19 protein-coding genes are annotated in these 19,907 nt (G+C 67.7%); 3 read left to right on the plus strand and 16 right to left on the minus strand.

Annotation, left to right across the window (positions count from 1 at the left end; genetic code table 11):
- Positions 1-33: 33 nt before the first annotated feature.
- The 16 genes from ALA01S_RS18580 to ALA01S_RS18650 form a co-directional block, all read right to left on the minus strand.
- Complete coding sequence (locus tag ALA01S_RS18580; protein ID WP_307189680.1) at positions 34-390, minus strand: type 2 periplasmic-binding domain-containing protein; 357 nt, start codon at positions 388-390, stop codon at positions 34-36.
- A 56-nt stretch (positions 391-446) separates the two neighbouring features.
- Complete coding sequence (locus ALA01S_RS18585) at positions 447-1,514, minus strand: porin (protein ID WP_066339352.1); 1,068 nt, start codon at positions 1,512-1,514, stop codon at positions 447-449.
- A gap of 252 nt (positions 1,515-1,766) precedes the next feature.
- The gene (locus tag ALA01S_RS18590) at positions 1,767-3,035 is read right to left on the minus strand and encodes an MFS transporter (RefSeq protein ID WP_259375530.1); all 1,269 of its coding nucleotides are present in this window, start codon (positions 3,033-3,035) and stop codon (positions 1,767-1,769) included.
- Positions 3,028-3,861 (minus strand): SDR family NAD(P)-dependent oxidoreductase, encoded by an 834-nt coding sequence (locus ALA01S_RS18595; RefSeq protein WP_066339355.1) that lies wholly within the window; start codon positions 3,859-3,861, stop codon positions 3,028-3,030. Before ALA01S_RS18595 ends, ALA01S_RS18590 begins: the two co-directional genes overlap by 8 nt.
- Entirely contained in the window at positions 3,858-4,280 is a 423-nt protein-coding gene (locus tag ALA01S_RS18600) for a nuclear transport factor 2-like protein (protein WP_064735964.1), read from the minus strand. The genes ALA01S_RS18595 and ALA01S_RS18600 overlap by 4 nt, the downstream gene beginning before the upstream one ends.
- A 28-nt stretch (positions 4,281-4,308) precedes the next feature.
- Positions 4,309-5,313: a flavin reductase gene (locus ALA01S_RS18605; protein WP_238455854.1), complete on the minus strand. Its 1,005-nt coding sequence runs from the start codon at positions 5,311-5,313 to the stop codon at positions 4,309-4,311.
- Positions 5,310-5,660 carry a Cif family virulence factor gene (locus ALA01S_RS18610; protein WP_028998286.1) on the minus strand — a complete coding sequence of 117 codons (351 nt, stop codon included), beginning with the start codon at positions 5,658-5,660 and terminating at the stop codon, positions 5,310-5,312. The genes ALA01S_RS18605 and ALA01S_RS18610 overlap by 4 nt, the downstream gene beginning before the upstream one ends.
- Positions 5,661-5,665: 5 nt before the next feature.
- Complete coding sequence (locus ALA01S_RS18615; protein WP_066339358.1) at positions 5,666-6,697, minus strand: hypothetical protein; 1,032 nt, start codon at positions 6,695-6,697, stop codon at positions 5,666-5,668.
- A gap of 57 nt (positions 6,698-6,754) precedes the next feature.
- Entirely contained in the window at positions 6,755-8,035 is a 1,281-nt protein-coding gene (locus ALA01S_RS18620; RefSeq protein WP_066339360.1) for a cytochrome P450, read from the minus strand.
- A 33-nt stretch (positions 8,036-8,068) separates the two neighbouring features.
- The gene (locus ALA01S_RS18625; protein WP_066339421.1) at positions 8,069-9,364 is read right to left on the minus strand and encodes an MFS transporter; all 1,296 of its coding nucleotides are present in this window, start codon (positions 9,362-9,364) and stop codon (positions 8,069-8,071) included.
- A gap of 5 nt (positions 9,365-9,369) precedes the next feature.
- Positions 9,370-10,152 (minus strand): SDR family NAD(P)-dependent oxidoreductase, encoded by a 783-nt coding sequence (locus tag ALA01S_RS18630; protein ID WP_218011494.1) that lies wholly within the window; start codon positions 10,150-10,152, stop codon positions 9,370-9,372.
- 19 nt (positions 10,153-10,171) lie between these two features.
- Positions 10,172-10,378: a hypothetical protein gene (locus ALA01S_RS33215; RefSeq protein WP_157119114.1), complete on the minus strand. Its 207-nt coding sequence runs from the start codon at positions 10,376-10,378 to the stop codon at positions 10,172-10,174.
- Positions 10,379-10,589: 211 nt separating this feature from the next.
- A complete protein-coding gene (locus ALA01S_RS18635; protein WP_084267708.1) occupies positions 10,590-12,245 on the minus strand; it encodes a phytoene desaturase family protein in 1,656 nt (551 codons plus the stop codon).
- Positions 12,246-12,278: 33 nt separating this feature from the next.
- Positions 12,279-13,028, minus strand: a complete 750-nt coding sequence (locus tag ALA01S_RS18640) for a TetR/AcrR family transcriptional regulator (RefSeq protein WP_066339365.1) — start codon at positions 13,026-13,028, stop codon at positions 12,279-12,281.
- Entirely contained in the window at positions 13,025-14,257 is a 1,233-nt protein-coding gene (locus tag ALA01S_RS18645) for an acyl-CoA dehydrogenase family protein (RefSeq protein WP_084267709.1), read from the minus strand. The genes ALA01S_RS18640 and ALA01S_RS18645 overlap by 4 nt, the downstream gene beginning before the upstream one ends.
- A 376-nt stretch (positions 14,258-14,633) precedes the next feature.
- Positions 14,634-14,957, minus strand: a complete 324-nt coding sequence (locus ALA01S_RS18650) for a 2Fe-2S iron-sulfur cluster-binding protein (RefSeq protein ID WP_066339369.1) — start codon at positions 14,955-14,957, stop codon at positions 14,634-14,636.
- 700 nt (positions 14,958-15,657) lie between these two features.
- Here ALA01S_RS18650 and ALA01S_RS18655 point away from each other — a divergent pair.
- Genes ALA01S_RS18655 through ALA01S_RS18665 form a run of 3 tightly spaced genes read left to right on the plus strand, consistent with a single transcriptional unit; the run spans position 15,658 to position 19,894 of the window.
- Positions 15,658-17,373, plus strand: a complete 1,716-nt coding sequence (locus ALA01S_RS18655) for a DUF1302 domain-containing protein (protein WP_066339372.1) — start codon at positions 15,658-15,660, stop codon at positions 17,371-17,373.
- A 23-nt stretch (positions 17,374-17,396) separates the two neighbouring features.
- Positions 17,397-18,764, plus strand: coding sequence for a DUF1329 domain-containing protein (locus ALA01S_RS18660; protein WP_066339380.1), 1,368 nt, complete (start codon positions 17,397-17,399; stop codon positions 18,762-18,764).
- Between the two features lie 29 nt (positions 18,765-18,793).
- Positions 18,794-19,894: a WD40/YVTN/BNR-like repeat-containing protein gene (locus tag ALA01S_RS18665; protein ID WP_169805962.1), complete on the plus strand. Its 1,101-nt coding sequence runs from the start codon at positions 18,794-18,796 to the stop codon at positions 19,892-19,894.
- Positions 19,895-19,907 lie beyond the last annotated feature (13 nt).

Here is a 19,907-nt window from a genome sequence, read left to right on the forward strand (position 1 = left end):
TGCAGGAAGGGGATGCCGCCAGGTGCGCCGGGCTCAGTCGAGGTCGAGCAGAACCTTGATGCTGTCATCCACGGCCGCCTTGTCGATGTAGCCTACCGCCTTGGGGTTGGCCGCCACGGTCTTCTTTACCTCGGCGGCGTTGGCAAGTTCCCTGGGCGCCTGTCCCTTGCCCGAGAACAGCAGGCGCGACCAGATGGCCTTCACCTGCGCCAAGTCGCGCCCGGCCACCTTCCTGTAGAAAGCGGCGCGGATGGGGGACGAATCCGACTGGTCCAGCGGCGTCAGCGCGGTGCTCCTGCCCAGGAAAATCGCGGCCGCCTGCTCCTTGCTCAGTGCCGGGGCCAACGGGTGGCCAACGACCACGATGCCGGCGTGGGCGCTGGTCAGCACCAGCGTCAATGCGACGCCTGCAACGACTTGCCTCTTGCGCATCCCTATGGCCTGCTTCAGAACACGAAGTCCATGGCCACGCTCATCGCGCGCACGCTGGGTTGCCTGGCAGTGAAGGCCGGCGTCGGATCGACGAAGGCGTATTTCGAGTGCCGAGTGGCTTCGATCTGGGCCTTCAACGCCACGTTGCGGGCCACGTCCCAGCGCAGGCCCACCGCTCGCGTCGTGCCGTCCGGCGCGTTGACGCCGAAAGAAAGGCCTTCAGGCATGAAGCGGGCATAGGTCGCGTAGGGCGTCAAGCTGCCCAGGCGCAAGCCGGCACTGACGTAGAAGGCGGCGTGGTCGAGCAGACCCATGGCGCTGTAGCTGCGCCAGATGTATTCGCCCACCGCAATGAACCTGCCGTCGTCGTACTGCGCGCCGAGGTCGGTGAAGGTGTCGTCGCCGCTGGGGACCGGAGTACCAGAAAACGTCGCCCCCTTGCCCAGCGTCCTGCTGGCGCGCAACGTCCACGCGTTCCTTTCCGCCGTGACCGCCACCGAGTAAAGCCGCCGGTATTTCAGGTCGGTCCTGACTGCCAGGAACAGCGGCGCCTCGCTGGTGCCTGCCGAGGCTTGCACGCCCAGGTTGACTGGACCGTCACTGCTGCGCCACAGCAGCTGTGCGCCATCGAAGGACGTGTGCGCGTAAGGACCGTACACCTCGTTGGGGGCACGCAGCCAATGGCTGGCGTAGCCGACGTTGCGGGTGTCCGAGACCATGAAGATGGGCAGCACCAAGCGGCCCGCGCGCAGGTCCAGGCCTTGCATCGGCGTGGACTGGACATACAGCCACTCGAGCTGGGGACCTTCCCGGCCATCACGCCGGCTGGCCAGCACCTGGCCCACGGCGGAGAAGACCTCGTCGACGTGCAGTGTGGCCTGCAGGCCCAGGCGCGAGTCCACCCCAAGGTCCACCGAGCGGTCCGCGCCCTTGTGCTGGCGGGGACCGCTGCGGAACTGGACTTCGTCGGTAGAGGCCCTCACTGCACCCAGCGTGCCATAGCCGCCGAAAGTGAAGGACGCCTCGGCGCAGGCACCGAATGCACACGCGCCCAGAGCAGCCAACACGGCTACCGTGCGCATGGGAGGGAATGTCTCGTACATCGCGTTCTTGATTGCGTCACCGTGCCGCCCTTCGGGCTTGAGGGGCGGCACGCAGGCAGCAGGCTGCTCGGGAAGCCCTTGTCAGGCACTGTCCGAGTCAGGTGCGTTCGCTGGTGCCTGCTGCGGTATCGGCAATCGGCCACAGGAATGTGAACGGCGGATTGCCAAACCGTTCACGTTCTGCAGTTCATTGAGCACCGGGATAACCCTGGAACGTGCTCCTGCTCGGTGTCACTCCATCGCTGCCGCGCCACGGGCCGCACCAGGGGGGTGGCACGGCTCAGGGGCAGCTCGCTCATCGATGCTGACACGCCGGGTCACGAGCAGCAGCACCACGGCTGCCGCCGCCGACCCCAGCAGCGCGGTGGTCAGCGAGGAGCGATCCGCGACGGCACCCCATAGCGCCGCACCGCCGGCACTGCCGCCCATGATGCTCATCTGGTAGATCGCCATGCCGCGCGCGCGCAGCGCGGTGGGCAGCACGAGCTGAGCCGACATGGTCAGCGTGTTGGCCACGCACAGCCACACCGCGCCCGACAGCGCCAGCGCCGGCGCCAGTGTCCAGGCATCGGGAGCCCACACGGCGGCCACGGTAGCCGCGGCGTAGAGCCACACGCCGGCGTCCACGATTCGATCGCGCGCTGCCGCAGCCGGCAAGCGGGGCAGGGCGAACGCGGCCAGCACGGCCCCGGCGCCCATGGCCGCCAGCAGCGCGGTGTACGTGGTGGCATCGGCGCCGATGCGCTTGGCCAGCAGTGGCAGCAGGGCCACCAGCGCCACCGACTGCGTGAAGAAGACAAAGGCGCGCAGCAGCACGGCCCGCAGCACGGGCGAACCGTGCACATGGCGCAGGCCCTGGCCGATTGCCGACAGCATGGGCGTGCGTGCCGCGGGCCTGGCATGCGTGGCCACGCGGGCACGCAGGATCAGCCAGCATGCCAGTACCGACATCGCAGCATTGAGGACGAACACCGCCACGGTGCCCAACGAGGCCAGCACGGCACCCGCCACGATCGGACCGACAACCCGCGTCAGGTTGATGGCCACGGCGTTGAGCGTGAGCGCTGCGGCCAGCTGCTCGCGCGGCACCATGTCGGGCACCAGCGCTGAAAACACCGGAAAGCGCAGCGCCAGACCCACGCCGTTGAGCAGGCATAACACCAGCAGCGTGACGGGCGTCATCGCATCGGTCGCCGCCAGCACGGCCAGCACCGCGGCCGTCAGCGCGATCCAGGCCTGTGCGAAGGCCAGGAAGCGCCGGCGCTCCAGCGAATCGGCCAATGCGCCACTGGCCAGCCCAAGCAGGAACAGCGGCAGCGTGCCTGCAGCCTGCACGCCGGCCACCAGCAGCGGGCTGTCGGTGAGCTGCGCCATGCGCCAGGCCGCGACCACCTCGTGCATCCACATGGTCATGTTGCCGGCCAGCCAGGCCAGCCACAGCATGCGAAACGCCGGGCGTGACAAGGGGGCCCGCAGCCCGGGCGTCGCGTCCTCAGCCACCGCGGCGTGCCATGTCGACGAGGTCGGCCATCGTGGGGTTGTGCGCCAGCATGCCGCCGTCGGCGATGTAGGTCTGCCCGTTGATGTAGCGCGCTTCAGCGGAGGCCAGGAAGCACACCAGCGCGGCGATGTCCTCGGGCTCGCCGAACTCCGGCACCAGCAGGTGGCGCTGCATGACCTCGATCACGGAGGCCGCGGCACCCCGGGTGCCGGGCGTGAGCACCAACCCAGGTGCCACGGCGTTGCAGCGGATGCCCTGCTTGCCGTGGTGCGTGGCGATCTGGCGTGTCAGGCCGATGATGGCGGCCTTGGACACGCTGTAGGCCATGCGCGTGACGTCGCCTGCGAAGCCGCCGGTGGAGGCGGTGTTGACGATGGCGCCGCCGCCTTGCGCGATCATGGTCGGCAAAGCGTACTTGCAGCCGGCCAAGTAGCCGCGCAGGTTGACCGCCATCACGTGGTCCCAGACCTCGAACTCGATGTCGATGGCGTTGTTGTCGCGCTTGTGGATATCCGGCGCGCTGAGCGCGGCGTTGTTGTGCAGCACGTCCAGGCGGCCCAGGCGCTCGACCGTGCCGAGCACGAGGCGCTCGATGCTTTTGACGTCCGCGGCATCGAACACCTGGGCGCTGGCTGCAGGGCCCAGCTCGGCGGCCAGGGCCTGCGCGCGCTCCTCGTTGACGTCGGCGATCACGACCGTCGCGCCTTCGGCCACCAGGCGGCGGCAGGTGGCTTCGCCGATGCCCGAGGCGCCACCGGTGACGATGGCGACCTGACCGTTGAAGCGACCGGGATGCGGGCCGGGCAGGCTTGAAGCGGGGCTCATGCCGACACCTCCTTGGCGGCGGCGAAGCCGCGGAATTGATCGAGCTCGAGCGCACCAGGTGCGGGCGGCTTGAGGAAATAGCGCACGTACAGCGCGCCGGGCTCGAAGCGGTAGGTCTCGATGCTCTCGATGGCCAGGTCGGTGCCGACGATGCAATTGCGGTGGTGCACGGCAGCCTCGTTGCCGTTGACGATGGTCGCCACCACGTCGAGCGTGATCTGGTGGTTGTGCTTGTCGTACATCTCCTCGATGACGAACCAGCCGTCGGCCTGTTCGTCGCGGCCGACGTACTCGATTTCCAGCCGCTGCGGTGCCATCTCGCGGTAGAGGGCCAGGAAGCCAGCCTTGTCATGTGCGTTCCAGCAGGCGACCTGGCCGAGCATGAAGCGCTCGACCGCTGCGGGGTCCACGGTGTGCATGGGGGTGTCTCCAGGAAAGGGGCTGCCCTCAGGCGTCGTGCCAGAGGTCGGGTAGCCCGGGATTGGTGGCGGCAATGAACTTTTGCAGTTGCAGCTTCAGCAGCGCGCCCTCGTCGTAGCCGAAGCGCGCCAGCAGCTCGGCTTCGTGCGCCTTGGCCGCAGCCAGCAGGTGCAGCGAGCGGTCACGGCCGTCAGGGGTCAGGGTGTAGCGGGCGGTAGACGAGGGATCGCTGCCGGTGGCCGTGACCCAGCCCTGAGCCCGCAGGGATCGCAGTACGGGCTCCACGGGGCCGTCCAGCACGTAGCCCAGCGCCGCCTCCAACTCGGCGACACCGACGCCGTCGCGCACGGTCAGGGCCGCGACGATGACCCACTGGTGCTCATCGAGGCCGGCCGCGGCGGCACGCTCGCGCATTTCCAGGTGGCACTGGAAGTAGGCACGGCCCAGCAGGTAGCCCAGCAGGTCTTCGCCCAAGCCCCCGGCCACGCGGGCGCTGCGGGCTTGCGGCAACTGCGGGTCACGCCGCGCGGCCAGCGCGTAGCGCCCGGCATGGAAAACCAGCGGCGCGCGCTCGGCCCGATCGAAGGCGAGCACCTCACCCACAAAGATCAGGTGGTCGCCGCCCTCGTGCTGGAAAGCCGTGCGGCACTGGAAGCGTGCCGCACAGCCTTCGAGCAGCGGTACGCCCCCGAGACCGTCCTCCATCGCCAGTCCGGCGAACTTGTCCGTGCCCGAGCGCGCAAAGCTCGTGGACAACGCCTCCTGATCCGCGGCGAGCACGTGCACCGCCCAGTGCTGGGCCTGTGCGAACACCGGCAGGCTCAGCGACTTGCGTGCCAGGCTCCACAGCACCATCGGCGGCTCCAGGGAAACCGAGTTGAAGCTGTTGGCCGTGAGCCCGACGGGCGTGCCATCGGCCGCCCGCGCGGTGATGACGGTCACGCCGGTGGCGAAGCTCCCCAGCGCGGCACGGAACGCCCGCGGGTCCAGCGCAGGGGCGGTGGGCTGCTCCACGGGAGCGACCGCGTTCACGGCTGGCGCACGAAGTAGCGCACCGACAGCCGCCCGGCGTCGAAGCGGTAGAGCTCGATGGTCTCGATGGCCGTCGAGGTGCCGCGCAGCCGGTTGCGGTTGTGGCAGGCCGCCTCGTTGCCGTTGACGACGGCGGCGACCTCCTCGATCTCGATGCGTGCGCTCTGTTGCGCCCACATGCCCTCGAGCACGGCCCAGCCGTCGGCGGCCGGGCCGCGACCCACGTACTCGATCTCCAGGCCCTCTGGCGCAGCCGTGCGGTAGGCCGCAAGGAACGCCGCCTTGTCGCCGGCGTTCCAGGCCTTGACCTGCGCGTGCAGGAAACCCTCGATGGCTCGGGCGTCCATGCTGTTCAGGCCTCCTGGCCACGCACGTTGCGCGCGCTGCCGTTGCGCTTGTCGCTCTCGCCCCAGGCCATCCAGCGGTCGGGCTCGCGCGTGTCGCCCACGCGGCGCCAGCGGCCTTCCTGCTGTGCGGTGATGGGAAAGCCACCAACAAAGTCGATCATCTCGCCCTTGGGGTCGGGCACGAACTCCCATTCCTCCTGGCCCTCGAGCACGATGCGTGCGTCCTGGGCGAACCAGCTGCCGTCCTTGTGCCGCACCGTGCCTTCGATGTCGGTGGTGCACCGGATCTCGCCCTTCTCGTTCTGGAAGATGGCGTAGCCGAGGTTGTCGTGCCCGACCATGAACGAGCCGGCATCCCAGGTGCCGTCCTTGTAGATGGTGGCGAAGCTCCACCAGATGACGTGCATCTTGTGGTTGACCACCAGGTCCTTGCTCATGTGGATGGCGCCGCCCTCCGCCATCCAGGCCTGGTCCAGCGCGATGACGCCCTTGACCTTGCGGCCTTCGCAGGTGCCTGCCACGTCGTAGAGCTGCGAGACGTAGAAGGTGCCCCAGTCCACGCCGGGCAGATACCACTGCATGCCGTTGCCGATGAGCTTGCCATGCAGGTCAAAGAGGCCCTCTTCGCGCCAGCTGAAGGCGCTGCCCGAGGCGGTCAGGCGCCAGGGCTGGCCTGGCTCGCCTTCCAGGCTGGCCCACCAGGCGGTGTCGTTGTCCAGCCCGCGCGCCGGGAACATGGTCAGCGCGCGCGGCGCGATCTTCTCCTTGTCGACGCGGATGTGCTTGTTGTCCAGCCGCGTGCTCTGGTAAATGAACTTGGTGGGGTTGGGCGTGCTGCCGGGCGCGTTGAGGGCGCGCACCATCGAGTAGATGTGCCCCTCCTCGTCACGCACGCTGCCGAAGGGCATGTGCTTGGTGAGCCTGAGGCCGAAGTGGTCGCGCAGGTCGGCAAGCTTGGCGCCGCTGACCTTCTGCGGGCCCACCAGGCACTGGTAGGCGAAGTCGGCGCGCTCGGGGACGTTCGTGAAGTGACGCATGGGTCGTGTCCTGTCCGTGTTGCTGTCGTACGGTCGGTCGCGGATCGGGCCGCGGGCTCAATCCCAGATCACGTGCACGCTCTTGGCGCCACGCAGGTGCGCGCCCTCGATCCTGGGCGAGGGCTGCTCAGGGTCCAGGCGCAGGTTCGGGCACAGGTCAAGCAGCGCGTTGATGGCACACAGCAACTCGAGCTTCGCCACGAACTGGCCGATGCACATGTGCGGCCCGAAGCCGAAGCCAAACGACGGCTTCTGCCGACGGTCGATGTCGAACACGTCGGGGTTCTCGAACACGCTCGGGTCACGGTTGGCCGCGGCCACCATGCACTGCACGAACGAGCCCTTGGGAATGGTGACGCCGCCGATCTCGACGTCCTCGGCGGTTTCGCGCACCTTGAAGGTGGACGACGGCTCGAAGCGCACCGCCTCGTCGATGAGCTTGGGCACCAGCGTGCGGTCGCTGCGCACGCGCTCGACCAGGCCCGGCACCGTGAGCAGGAACGTCATCGCCGCGCTGAAGGTGCGCGTGGTCGTCTCACCGGCGGCGGGCAGCAGCGAGCGGGCGAAGGTGGCGACCTCGTGGTCGTCGAGCTTGTGGCCCTCGTACTCGGCGTTGATGAGCCGGCTGATGAGGTCGTCACCCTTGGCGCCCTCGGCGCGGCGCTGCTTGACCTGCACCATCAGTGCGTCGTACAGGCTCTTGACCGACTGGGCGGCGATCTTGCGGCCTTCCTCGGCCTTGGCCTTGTCAAGCTGGTTGGCAGCCAGCATCGACAGCGCCCACGCGGCGTACTGGTTGTACTCGTCGGCGTCGTTCTCGGGGAAGCCGACCAGCGCATACATCACCCGCACCGGGAAGTGCAGGCCCATGTCCATGAGGTCGGCCTTCTTCTTCGGCAGCATCGGCAGCACGAAGTCCTCGCGCACCACGCGATCGATCTTGGGGCGCCACTTGTTCACGTTGTCCGGCATGAAGGCCGGCTGCAGCAGCGCACGCACGTGGCGGTGCGCCTCGCCGTCCATGCCCAGGATCATCAGCCCGTCCCAGACCTTGCCCATGCCCTCGAGGATGAAGCTGCTGGTGAAGCGCTTGGCGTCCTTGAGCACGTTCATCACGTCCTGGTACTTGAACACCGCGTAGGTCGGCCTGGTGCCGGCCTGCAACCCGGCGTTGGTCGGCACGCCGAGGAACTTGGCGATGTAGTCGCCTTCGTAGACAGGCGTCGTTTCGCGCATCTGGCGGCACGCGCCGTAGAGGTCGTCGGTCAAGCCGCGGTAGGTGTCGGACACGCTGGCGTAGGCCTGCTCCAGCTTTTCAGCGTTCGATACGTTGCTCATGATGGTCTCCAGTGGTTGTCTCAGGGTAAGAACTCAAGTGGCCCGCACGGGCGTGCCGGCGGCGCAAGGCTCGTCCACGGCGGTGTCGAACCGCGGGTAGCGGCCCAGTGCCAGCAGCAGCAAGGGGCCGAAGAGGAAGCAGGCGATGCACACCAGCAGCAACGGTCCGTAGCCGCTGCCCGAGCGCAGCAGCGCCGCAAACAGGAAGGGCGCCGCGGCCGAGCCGACCGTGGCCACGCCCAGGTGCACGCCGAAGACCTTGCCGTAGTCGCGCATCCCGAAGTAGCGGGCCACCAGGTAGGCCGCGATGTCGAACTCCGCACCCGAGCCTGCGCCTACCAAAGCGGTGCCCAGCATGAGCAGCGCCAGAGGTGTGCTGGCGTCGGCGTGCAGGAAAATGGCGCAGCCCAGTGCCGGCAGGCTCAGCGTGACGGCCGCCACGCCCGGCGCCCACAGGCGGTCCAACAGCACGCCCACCAGCAGCCGCCCGGCGATGAGCGCCGCGCCGAAGACACTGAAGACGGCACCGGCCGCAGTCGCCGACAGACCCAGGTCACGCAGCAGCGGCACGGTGTTGGCCACCATGCCCACCACGCCCGCCACCACCAGCGCCAGCGCGACGTTGCACAACCAGAACCGATGGCTGCGCACCGCCTGCGCAAAGCGCATCCCCGCCAGGGGCAACGCAGCCGCGGCGCCTGCCTGTGCCTGGGACCGGGTTGGCAGCGCACGCAGGGCCCAGGGCAGCGTCAGCAGCAAGGGCAGCAGGGCCAGCACCACGTAGCCGGCGCGCCAGTCCCACCGACCCACGGCCCAGGTGATGGCCGGGGGCAGCGCAGCCGCGGCCACGCCGGTGCCGCACAGCGCCAATGACAGCGCAAACCCGCGGTGGCGTTCGAACCAAAGGTTGACCCACTGGGTCCAGGTCACCGGGGTGGTCCCCAGGCCCAGGAAGGGCAGGAGAAAGTAGCCCAGGTAGAGCCAGCCAATGGAGCCTTGCAGCTGCGTCATGGCCAGCAGCCCCAGCGACAGCGCCAGCAGCGACACGGCGCTGATGCGGCGCATGCCATGGTGCGCATTGAGCCAGCCCACGGCGTTGACGGACAACGCCCCTCCTGCGGCAATGAAGCTGGAGGTGAGCTGCAGCTCGGCGCGTGTCCAGCCAAAGGCTTCCTGCAGTGGGACCACCAGCGCACCGAAGCTGTAGAGCAGCAGCGCGCTGACGCTGGTGCTTACACCGGCGAGGGCCATGAACAGCACGGGCCAGCCGCGCCGGATCTCGCCGTGCGGGCCGGCCGGCAGACCAGCTTGGCTGTGAGACGAGGCCACGGGCTTCAAAGCTGGTCCTCGATGCCCGCGATGGGCGCCATCGTCGCGCCGCCGTCCACCAGCAGCGACGTGCCGGTGATGTAGGCCGCATCACTGGAGGCCAGGAACAGTACCGCCGCCGCGATCTCCGAGGGCAGGCCCGGGCGGGGCACGGGAAAGGGCCGGGCAATGCGGGCGCTGTAGTCGTCGCTCAGGTGCTCGCGCATGCGGTCGGAGGCAATCAACCCGGGCTCCACCACGTTGACCAGCACCCCCTGGTGACCCACCTCGTTGGCCAGGCCGCGCGCGAAGGCGTTCATGTAGGCCTTGCTGGCCATGTAGGGAATCAGCCCCGGCGTGAAGCTGCGGTTGGCCGCGCCCGAGGAGATGTAGATCAGCCGCCCCTTGTCGCTTGCGCGCGAGAGCGCCGGCAGCGCATCACGGGCCAACCAGAACAGCGAGTGGATGTTGGCGTGGACCTGGCGGTCGAACGCAGACTCGTCCATGTCGGCCACCCGCCCCATCGCTGCATCGGCCGCACAGTGCACGGCGATGTCCAGGCCGCCAAAGGCCTCCACGGCTGCAGCCACCGTGGCACGCATGTCCTCGCGCACGCCGATGTCGCCCACCGCAAGCACGGCCTCGCCACCGCGCTCCTGGATGGCCGCAAGCACAGCCTCGCCATGAGTGCGGGTACGCGCCGACACCAGCACACGCGCTCCTTCGGCGGCCAGCGCCTGTGCAATGGCGCGACCGATGCCACGGCCGGCACCAGTGACCAGCGCCGACTTGCCTTCGAATCGTTTCACGTTCGCTGCCTCCATGGAATCAATGAAAGAACCGCGCGTGCAGCGCGCCGGCACGCAAGCTGTGGAGCTCGATGCCAGTGGAAAAGGTTTGCGGCCCTGGCCAGCGGCTGCGCAGGCAGCGTGCGGCTTCGGAGCCATTGACCAGACACTCCACCATCTGCAGTTGCAGTTGCAGTTGCAGTTGCCGGTTGCCGGTTGCAGGTGTCCGACCGCGGCTCCACGTCATCCCAGGCCCCATCGCCGCTGGCCTGGTGCTTGCCGACGTACTCCAGCGTCACTCTCGCGTGGGCCATGCGGCGATACAGGCCCATGAACGCCTGCCTGTGGCCCGTTTTCCAGTGCAAGACCTGGTCGAAAAGGGGGCTGCGGATACGCGATGCCTCGGGCGTGGGCTGGCTTGGTGGCTGGGTCACCTCGGTCACCTCGAAATGGACAGCTCAGTAGGAGGAGCGCGCCTGTGGCGCACCGTCGCGCGCACCGTCCTGCACGGCCCCGGAGGCGACGGCCTTGGGCGCCGTGGCCAAGTAGCGCTGGACGCGGCCGGCGGCGATGCGGCCCGGCAGCCCGTTGATGCCCCCACCCGGGTGGATACCGGCCCCGCCCAGGAAAAGTCCTGCCACCGGCAGCGTATCGCCGCCCAGTCCTGCGGCCGGGCGCATCAGCGACGAGCGGGTGGTGGCGGTGTCGATGTGCACCACGCAGCCGTTGTGCACGTTGAGCCGGTGGGCCAGGTCAGGCGCCGCCTCCACACGGCGGCCGATCTCAAGCGCCTTGATGCCGTGCATGTACGCGTCGGCCTGGTCGATGACCATCTGGCCCACGCGCTGGCGAATCGCGTCCCAGCCTTCGTTGGGGTTCACGGGCATGGCCACCGGGTACAGGTAGACCACGTCCTGGCCCTCGGGTGCCTGCGACGGATCCACCGCGCTGGGCGCCGTGACCCACAGGTACGGCAGCTTGGGGACCTCGCCGCGAGCGCTGGAGCGGAAGTTCTCGAGCACGGCCTCCACCGTGCCAACGAGCAGCACGCACTTGCGCAGGTCCACGCCGTCGGTGCGCATCGCCTGGTGCTTGCCCACCTGCACCCGGCCGCGCAGGGCCACATCCACCTTCAGCGGCGAGGCACCATGCGCGTTGGCCGGCGCCAGTGCCATGCGGGTGAGCAGCCTGCGCTCGATGGCGCCGGGCGTGACGAGCTCGAAGGCGACCTTCGGGTGGATGGAAGCGATCACGGCGCTGGCATGCACCATGCTGCCATCGACCAGGCGCACGCCCTGCGCGCGCCCGTTGCGCGCGACGATCTCCGCCACCGGCGAGGACACACGGATCTCGCCGCCGAGTTCCCGCAAGCGCGAGGCCAGGGCGTCGGAGATGCTCTGCATGCCGCCGATGACACGGCCCACGCCGAAACGCTGGATGAAGCCCAGCAGTGCGAAGTAGATGCCCGTGGCCTCGTTGGTGATCGGACCGGCCGCGCCCAGCAGGCTGCACAGCGCCGACTGGGTCACAGGATGCTCGAAGCGCTCCATGATCGACGTGTAGGCCGGGGAGCCCACCAGCGCCATGATCTCGGGCTTCAGGTGCCTGTTGCGCAGCACGGCCTTGAGCGCCTCCCACTTGGCTCCCAGGTTGCGCTGCGACGGGTCCACCCGCATCATCGGAATCGCCATGTCGATGAAGGCGTTGACCAGTTGCATCAGTGCCAGGAACTCCTTGGCATCGGACTCGGAGAAGCGGCGGAATTCGGCCGCCGTCTTCTCGATGTCGCGCCAGAACACCAGCGAGCTGCCGTCCGGATGCAGGTAGGCGTAGGCGGGCGTCATCTCCACGTGGCGGAAACCGTGGCGGTCGAGTTCGAGCTCTTGCGGCATCATGGGATGCACTCGCAACGACATCAGGTCCAGGGCGCAGGGATGCACCAGGTGCTGCGGCGCCTCCGGTATCAAGTAGCCCGAGGACGCCATGCCGCCGACCTTGTGGAAGGCCTCGATGACGACGACCTTGCGGCCTTCCGCGGCGAGGTAGCAGGCTGCGGCCAGCCCGTTGTGGCCACCGCCGACAATGGCGGTGTCGTAGATCGTGCTTGAAGGCATACGTTTCCTTGCGAGGATGCGGCGAATTGAAATTCAGGCCGGGCTCACCGGCTTCCACCAGGACAGCGTGGTCGACTCGTCAACCAGCCGCTGCCACGCCTGGCTCACAGCACGGTCTGCGGCCAGCGGCGAGACGCCCAGGCCGCGCAGCACCATGCCTGCAAGTTCCCGGATGTAGCCACCGTCGAGCGTGCGCGTGCGCACGATGCGTCGTGCACCTTCGACAGTGGTGCCCACGACCAGGTCCATGGCGGCCTGTATCGAGTCGAAGGTCACCGCACCATGCAAGCGCCCCTCGTGCAGGCTCATCGCGACCAGGCTGGCACGAGGCTCATCACTGGCCAGGAACTCGATGAAGTCCACGCGCGCGATGAAGGCGCCGTGGCGGGGCTCCATCGCGGCGCGCACCAGCGCCATGAGCGGGCCCAGGGCCATGCGTGCGGCGCCATCCTGCAACGACGCGGTCAGGCGTCCATAGGTCTGCAGCATCTCGCGGGCCATGCGCCGGCCTATCTCGGCAAAGACCTCGTCGATGGCCTCGAAATGCTTGTAGAAGCTGCCGCGAGAGACCTCGGCGATGCGGATCACGTCGTCGACCACCGGGTGGTGGCCGGGCTCGCACTCGAGATACGCCGCCATGGTGGCCTCGATCAGGCGCTCGCGCATGCGCTCGCGCTTGATCTCGGCGACGCGCACGCGGTGGTCCTGAGCAGGCGATGCATCGGCGTTGGTGTGCCCTTGTGGCAGCGGCTCGCCTGCGGCCGCGACGGCTTGCTTTCTCATGCCGGCTCCCCGATGTCGGCCAGCAGTGCCAGATTCGACGGCTGCCCCAGCAGCGCGCGGCCATAGAGCTCACTGCCCAGCATCGCGTTGAGCGCGGTGTGGCGGCTGCCCAGGCTCAAGTCACGCCACAGGCGCTGCAGCGCGCTGGAGGTGGCAAAGGCTCCCGGGCCGGCGATGTCCATGAGCCGATCAGCCGCTCGGCGCAGCTGCCGCATCGCGTAGCCGCAGTCGGCCTGGATGCGTGCCTTTTCCCGGCCGGACAGCGGACGCAGCTGCGCGGTGTCGTCAATCATCGCCACCGCGCGACGGACGTGCAGCCAGGCGGAGTCAACTTCCAGCGCCGCCTCGCCAAGCTGCCCCACCAGCGTCTGGGAATCGGCCTGGGTCGGGTAGTTCCAGCCCACCGTCGTGCGCCGCGGCAGGTTGGCCTTGACCTGTTCGAGCAACTCCTCGGCCGCTCCGAGCATGGGCGAAAGCACTCCCAGCGGGAACAACGGCTCGACCGGCCAGCGGTCACGCGGCTCCAGCGCCGAGGCTGGTGCGCCGGCCGCTGCTGCGCGCAGCTGCGAGAAGCGCAGCACCATCACGTTTGGCACAAAAGTGTCCCTGGCCTGTACCGTGTGGCTGCCCGAAGCCGCCAGCCCGGCGACATGCCAGGTGTCCAGCACGGACACGGTGGCATCGGCATGCGGCCCGTGCGGCAGGGGCAGGAAGGCGAAGCCGGCATCCACCACACTGCCCGCGTCGTCAAGGATGCGCACGCCATTGAGTGCCCACGCCGCGTGCATGCAACCAGAGGCGTAGCCCCAGTTGCCGTTGACGATGTAACCGTCTTTGTCAGGCCGGGCGGTACCGGCTTGACCCGCCACGCTGCACACCAGTTCGTCTCCACGGCTGAACACGCGCTGGCCCACTGCCGGCGGCATAGAGGCGGCCGAGGCGGTGACCCCCGAAAGCAGCCCGAACGCCCAGGCCGTGCCCGGGCAGCCACGGGCCAGCGCGGCCACCGTCTCCACATGTGTGATGAGCTTGTGGCCAGTGCCCCCTGCGCGACGCGGGAACATCATCCCCAGCAGGCCTGCCTCGCGCAGCGCCGCAATGGCTCCATCCGTGGGGCGGCGCAACGCCTGGGCCTCCTCGGCGTACCGTGCCAGCAACGGTGCCAGGGACTTGGCCACCGCCACGGGATCGGCAGGCACTTCAGGGGCGGCAAGAAGAGTGCGGCTCATGACGGACTTGAAAATGAACAGATGCGTGCAGTATGTTCATCTTTCGTCATGGTGACACTGGTGTTTACTCTGAGAGTCGCATGCGTTCCCAGGGTCACTAAAACGCAGCAGGCTCATGCCAAAGCGCGAATGGCAGGGTCGATTGCAGGCGAGATGGCCAGTCAGTCCGGGCTGGCCTGTCGAGCACAGCGGCGCCAGAGCAGGTATGAGGAGGGAGTCCTTCGCCCGCACACGCTGCAAACTGCAAATTGCACGCCGCGCTGCCGCGCAGCGTGGTGCCGCGCATGGCACAAGGACCTTGGGATATGCGGGCTGGGGCCGTGCGGCCGGGAAGCGAGGCCCGACAAAGCATGTGCCGGAACTCGTGAAGCGCGAATCAGGCCTGCGCGGCGGGCAGGCGCACGACGATACCGTCAAGTTCCGCGCTCATCGTGAGGCAGCACGAAAGACGGCTGCCCGGCTGGCGTGGCTCCGCGGTGCAGTCAAGCAAGGCGTCTTCCATGTCTTCCGCCGGGGGCAATTTGGATGTCCAGGCTTCATCCACATAGACATGGCAGGTGGCGCACTGGCAGGCGCCGCCGCAGTCGGCGTTGATGCCGGGAAGGCCGCCCATGAGGGCGGCCTGCATGACGCTCACACCGGCATCGGCCTGGAGTTCGGTGCGGCTGCCATCGGCAGCGACATAGTGGATGTGGGGCATGGCGTTTCCTTGCTAGCAGCTCAAAGTCGGGTTGGGTCGGCGGACGGGCCTTGTGACGAGAGAGCCACGGCCGCGGTCATGGAAGCGCGCTACGCGCATGGCCAGGGCGGGTACGAATGGACATGCGGCGAAATCGCTGTGCGTATCGATGATAGAACAAAATGTGAACAGATTCCAAGAATCTGTTTATTAATACAGGAGGTCGTCGGAGTGGACCGGACTCGCCTGATGGGGTTGTTGCCAACTGGCACCTGCCCTCACTCTGCAGCACGACGCCAAGGCTCTTGCCGACCTGCAGGAATGGCGCCCTCACCAGAATCCGGCGCTACCCAGCTGTGCGCCGTATTGCATCGCCGGCTCAGAGAGCCTGCTGAACAGCTCCGTGCCTGCGCGCTCGCTTGCAACAGGCTTGCCTGCCTGGGGCAAACCCGGGTTGCATTGCCAAGCAAATGGGCTCCTTCCTGGTAGCAGCAGCCAGGCAAACACAAGGTTGCAAGGCAGACGTTGCGGAGTTTTATAGGTACAAACTCTGAGCATCTGTTCAAATTCTATTCTTAGAATTCCCATCGCAATGCAGAATTGCGGCAGTCGCCGGGCCCAGGGGCCTTGATCCTGCGCACATGCATCGCAGCCCTTCCTGGCCTCAGATGGCCGGGCTGTCGTACCCGACAAAGTTAACCAGGCGATGGAGACAAGGCACATGAAAAAGTTCACGCGGACCAAGAGGGATGAGCGCCGGCTGCGTGCTGTGGCCGCAGTGCTGGCGGTCTGGGGCACCCACGCCTCGGCAATGGAGTTGGACTTCGGCAATCCGGACCTGAAGGCCCGGTGGGACAACACCGTGCGCTACAACCTTGGCACCCGCATGGAGAAGCAGGATCCGCGGATCCTGGCCAGCGCGCCCTACGACGAGTCGGACGCCAAGTTCGGCAAGCACGACATCGTCACCAACCGCCTTGACCTGCTCAGCGAATTCGACCTCAACTACAAGGGTCAGTTCGGCGCACGTATCAGCGCCACCGCTTGGTACGACGATGCCTATTCCGACCGCACGGTGACGTCGCCCGCCGGTGGCGTGACCAGCTACTTCAACAATACCTACAACAACCACGTCAAGCGCTACATCAACGGACCCTCGGGCGAGTTGCTGGATGCCTTCGTCTGGACCAACTTCAACGTGGGCGAGGTGCCCGTCAACGTGAAGCTGGGGCGGCACTCCCTCGTGTGGGGCGAGGGCCTGCTCATCGGTGCCCATGCGATCTCGTATTCCCAGGCACCGCTGGATGGTCAGAAGGCGGTGGCCAGCCCCGGCATCGAGACCAAGGAACTGTTCCTGCCGCTGAACCAGGTCTCGTTCAAGGTGCAGGCCACCAGCGACTTGACGCTTGCAGGCCAGTACTTTTTCGAGTGGGAGGAAACCCGTGCTCCCAACGGGGGCACCTACCTGTCGGGATCCGACACCTCGCCCAACGTCGACCGCCTGAGCATCGTGGGGCCGAATGCGGCCTTCCCCAACGGCATCGCCGCCACCAACGCCGAGGCGCGCAAGCCTCGGCAGCGCGGCAACTGGGGCCTGAGCGCGCGCATGAACGTCGAGCCCATCAATTCGACGATCGGCCTGTACTACCGGGAGTTCGACGACTACAACCCGGAGAACGGCATCCAGTTCCGAAGCTTCGCCGGACCGTTGCCGGCGACCTTCCGCTTCGTCTACCCGCAGAACACCAAGCTGATCGGCCTGAGCCTGGCGCGTCCGATCGGCCCGGTGAGCTTCGGCGCGGATCTCTCGTACCGCAAGAACGCTGCGCTCAACACCGTCGGCAGCTACGCGGCCCCGACCCTGGACACCGGCGCGCGCGGCAACACCTGGCATGCCGTGGCCAACGGCACGTACCTGCTGCCCAAGACCGCGTTGTTCGAAACCGGCAGCGTGGCGGCCGAGATTGCCTACAGCCGCCTGGACAAGGTCACGACCAACGAGCAGTTGTACAAGGGCGTGGGCTATGCCGGCTGCGTGCGCACGGGCACCGGCTCGGGCGGCGTGCCGGCAGTGCCCGGCGACGAGTCCGACGCGTGCTCGAGCCGCAATTTCTGGCAGGTCGCGTTCAACTTCACGCCGCAGTACCTGGGCATCCTGCCGTCGTGGGACCTGTCGGTGCCCATTACCGTCAACTACGGCATCAAGGGCGTGGCGCCCTCCGGCAGCGGCGGCTTCGAGAAGCTGTTGACCTGGTCGATCGGCGCCAACATGACGTATCAGTCCAAGCACGAATTCTCACTGCGGTACGCCGACATCAGCGCGCCGCGCAAGTACAACGCCGCAGGAACCGCGCTCATCGGCGGGGGCGCATCGGGAGGCAGCATCGGCGCAACCGACCGCGGCTGGCTCGTCTTTACCTACCGCACCGCGTTCTGAACCCAGATTACGGAGACCGACACATGAACCTGCAGAAAACCCTGGGCGCCGTGGCGCTCGCAGCCCTGGCGGCACCCGCGCTGGCCGCAGTCTCGGCGGACGAGGCCAAACAGCTGGGCAACACGCTGACCGAGTTCGGCGCAACCAAGGCCGGCAACGCCGACGGCTCCATCCCGGCCTACACCGGTGGCGTCACCACGGCGCCGGCGGGCTTCAAGCCCGGCACCGGCAAGTGGGTCGACCCGTTCAAGGACGACAAGCCCCTGTTCCGGATCGACTCGAAGAACTGGGAAAAGTACGCCGACAAGCTCAGCGACGGCCAGAAGCACCTGCTCAAGAACAATCCCGAGTACTACCTCGACATCTATCCGAGCCGCCGCTCTGCGGCCTATCCGGAGAAGATGCTCAAGGCCACGGTGCGCAATGCGACCAGCTGCAAGACGCTGCGCGACGGCATCGCCGTCGATACGGCCTGCCGCGGCGGCCTGCCGTTCCCCATCCCCAAGAACGGCCTGGAGGCGATGTGGAACCAGATCCTGCACTACCAGGGCGACACCGCGATCACGACCTCGGCGTCGCGCTCCTGGGTCGTTGACACGTCGGGCAAGCCGACCATGACGTCCGAGCAGAGCACCTACACCGACCCGGTGTGGTACCAGGCCGACCTGACCGACCGCGATCCCAACATGGCGTGGCGCGTGTTCTCGGTGACCAAGCAACCGGCCCGCCTGGCCGGCGCCGCCACCGGCCTCACTGACTTCATCGACCCGGTGGCCACGCCGCGCAAGGCCTGGAGCTACACGCCGGGGCAACGCCGCGTGCGCCAGTCGCCCGAGTTCTCCTACGACACCCCGGTGGCCAGCCAGGGCGGCCTCACGCTGTTCGATGAGCTGTTCATCGTTTCGGGCAAGCTCGACCGCTTCGACTACAAGCTCGCGGGCAAGAAGGAGATGTACATCCCCTACAACGAGTACAAGGGCTCGTTCGAATGCCCTACGGTCGAGATGGCGCTCAAGCCGAAGTACGCCAATCCGGACTGCCACCGCTGGGAACTGCACCGCGTCTGGGTCGTCGAGGCGACCCTCAAGTCCGGCATGCGCCACGCGTACTCCAAGCGCAACTACTACCTGGACGAGGACATGACCGGCGCCGGCCTGTACGACGCATTCGACCAGAACGGCCAGCTCTACCGCTCCATCTTCAACGGCATGGTCCAGCTGTACGACCACAAGCTGCCCTGGGCGGTGCGCAACGTCATCTTCGACTTCAACAAGAACATGTACGGCTACTTCAACGACGTGAACGTGGGCGGACACACGATCGCGGCGAAGGCAGCGCCCGAGCGTGAGCTCAACCCCGAGTCGATCGTGACGCGCGAGACGGCGCGCTGACAGAAAACAGTCTCTGCACAATGCCTTCCTTGCATCGTCTCGTCTCGGCAGCGGGGCTGGTTGTGGCCATGGCGGCGGTCATGGCCGCCGGCCCTGCAACCCCGCCGGCGCCCCTACAGGATGTGCTCGACACGCCGGCGGCGCCGTCGGCGCGCGCACAACGCAGCATGGTCAGCAGCCTGGCCCGGCGCGGTGACCGCCTGGTCGGTGTCGGTCCCCGGGGCCTGGTGCTGCTGTCCGTCGACGGCGGTGGCAGCTGGAAGCAGGTGCCCGCGCCCGTCAGCGCTGACCTCGTGTCGGTGAAGTTCGCCGCCGGCGATACCGTCTGGGCCGTTGGCCACGATGCCGTGGCGCTGCGCTCGGCGGACGCCGGTGCGACTTGGGAGCGCGTGCTCGACGGCCGCTCGGTGCTCAAGCTGCTGCAGTCCACCTATGGCTCCGCTGCTCAGGCGGGAGATGCCCGGGCCAAGGCCATGCTGGACGAGTTTGAGCGGGCGATGGAGCAGTCGGCCACGCCCGGCGTGCTGCCAGCGCCCTTCCTCGACGTCTGGTTCGGGGCCAACGGCGAGGGCTACCTCGTGGGCGCATTCGGCCTGATCCTGCGCACGGCCGACCACGGCAAGACCTGGGTGCCGTGGATCGAGCATGTGGACAACGACAGTCGTTTCCACCTCTACGGTGTATCGGGTACGGCCGAGCGCCTGTACGTCGCCGGCGAGCAGGGGCTGCTGCTGCGGCTGGACCGTCAGCAGGGCCGCTTCGTCAAGGTAGCCACGCCGTACAAGGGAACGTATTTCGGCGTCGACGTGCAGCCCGGCCGCCTGCTGGCCTACGGACTGCGCGGCAATGTCTACCTCAGCCGCAACGATGGCCAGCAGTGGGACAAGGTCGACACCGGCATCGACGCCCATATCGTCGCCGCCGTGAATGCCGGCGACGACCGCGTGCTGCTGGTGTCGCAGGCCGGACATGTGCTCGCCCTCAAGCCCGGGAGCCTGAAGGTGCAGCCGCTGCAGGTGCCCTTCACGAGCGAGGTTCTCTCTGCTGTGGCTGCCGGCAGCAAGGGCCTGGTCTTCGGGCAGATCAACGGCATCCGCGTCGTCGAATTGACGGGCTACTCCCTGCAATGACCTGGCGCGCGCG

Origin of the sequence: Azohydromonas lata NBRC 102462 (assembly GCF_001571085.1) — a bacterium.
GTDB classification, from domain to species: Bacteria; Pseudomonadota; Gammaproteobacteria; order Burkholderiales; family Burkholderiaceae_C; genus Azohydromonas; species Azohydromonas lata.

Excerpts from the sequence above, each read along its gene's own strand:
- ALA01S_RS18585 (WP_066339352.1), bottom strand. The coding sequence starts at position 1,514 with ATGCGCACGGTAGCCGTGTTGGCTGCTCTGGGCGCGTGTGCATTCGGT.
- ALA01S_RS18595 (WP_066339355.1), bottom strand. The coding sequence starts at position 3,861 with ATGAGCCCCGCTTCAAGCCTGCCCGGCCCGCATCCCGGTCGCTTCAAC.
- ALA01S_RS18600 (WP_064735964.1), bottom strand. The coding sequence starts at position 4,280 with ATGCACACCGTGGACCCCGCAGCGGTCGAGCGCTTCATGCTCGGCCAG.
- ALA01S_RS18610 (WP_028998286.1), bottom strand. The coding sequence starts at position 5,660 with ATGGACGCCCGAGCCATCGAGGGTTTCCTGCACGCGCAGGTCAAGGCC.
- ALA01S_RS18615 (WP_066339358.1), bottom strand. The coding sequence starts at position 6,697 with ATGCGTCACTTCACGAACGTCCCCGAGCGCGCCGACTTCGCCTACCAG.
- ALA01S_RS18620 (WP_066339360.1), bottom strand. The coding sequence starts at position 8,035 with ATGAGCAACGTATCGAACGCTGAAAAGCTGGAGCAGGCCTACGCCAGC.
- ALA01S_RS33215 (WP_157119114.1), bottom strand. The coding sequence starts at position 10,378 with ATGACGTGGAGCCGCGGTCGGACACCTGCAACCGGCAACCGGCAACTG.
- ALA01S_RS18635 (WP_084267708.1), bottom strand. The coding sequence starts at position 12,245 with ATGCCTTCAAGCACGATCTACGACACCGCCATTGTCGGCGGTGGCCAC.
- ALA01S_RS18640 (WP_066339365.1), bottom strand. The coding sequence starts at position 13,028 with ATGAGAAAGCAAGCCGTCGCGGCCGCAGGCGAGCCGCTGCCACAAGGG.
- ALA01S_RS18645 (WP_084267709.1), bottom strand. The coding sequence starts at position 14,257 with ATGAGCCGCACTCTTCTTGCCGCCCCTGAAGTGCCTGCCGATCCCGTG.
- ALA01S_RS18650 (WP_066339369.1), bottom strand. The coding sequence starts at position 14,957 with ATGCCCCACATCCACTATGTCGCTGCCGATGGCAGCCGCACCGAACTC.
- ALA01S_RS18655 (WP_066339372.1), top strand. The coding sequence starts at position 15,658 with ATGAAAAAGTTCACGCGGACCAAGAGGGATGAGCGCCGGCTGCGTGCT.
- ALA01S_RS18660 (WP_066339380.1), top strand. The coding sequence starts at position 17,397 with ATGAACCTGCAGAAAACCCTGGGCGCCGTGGCGCTCGCAGCCCTGGCG.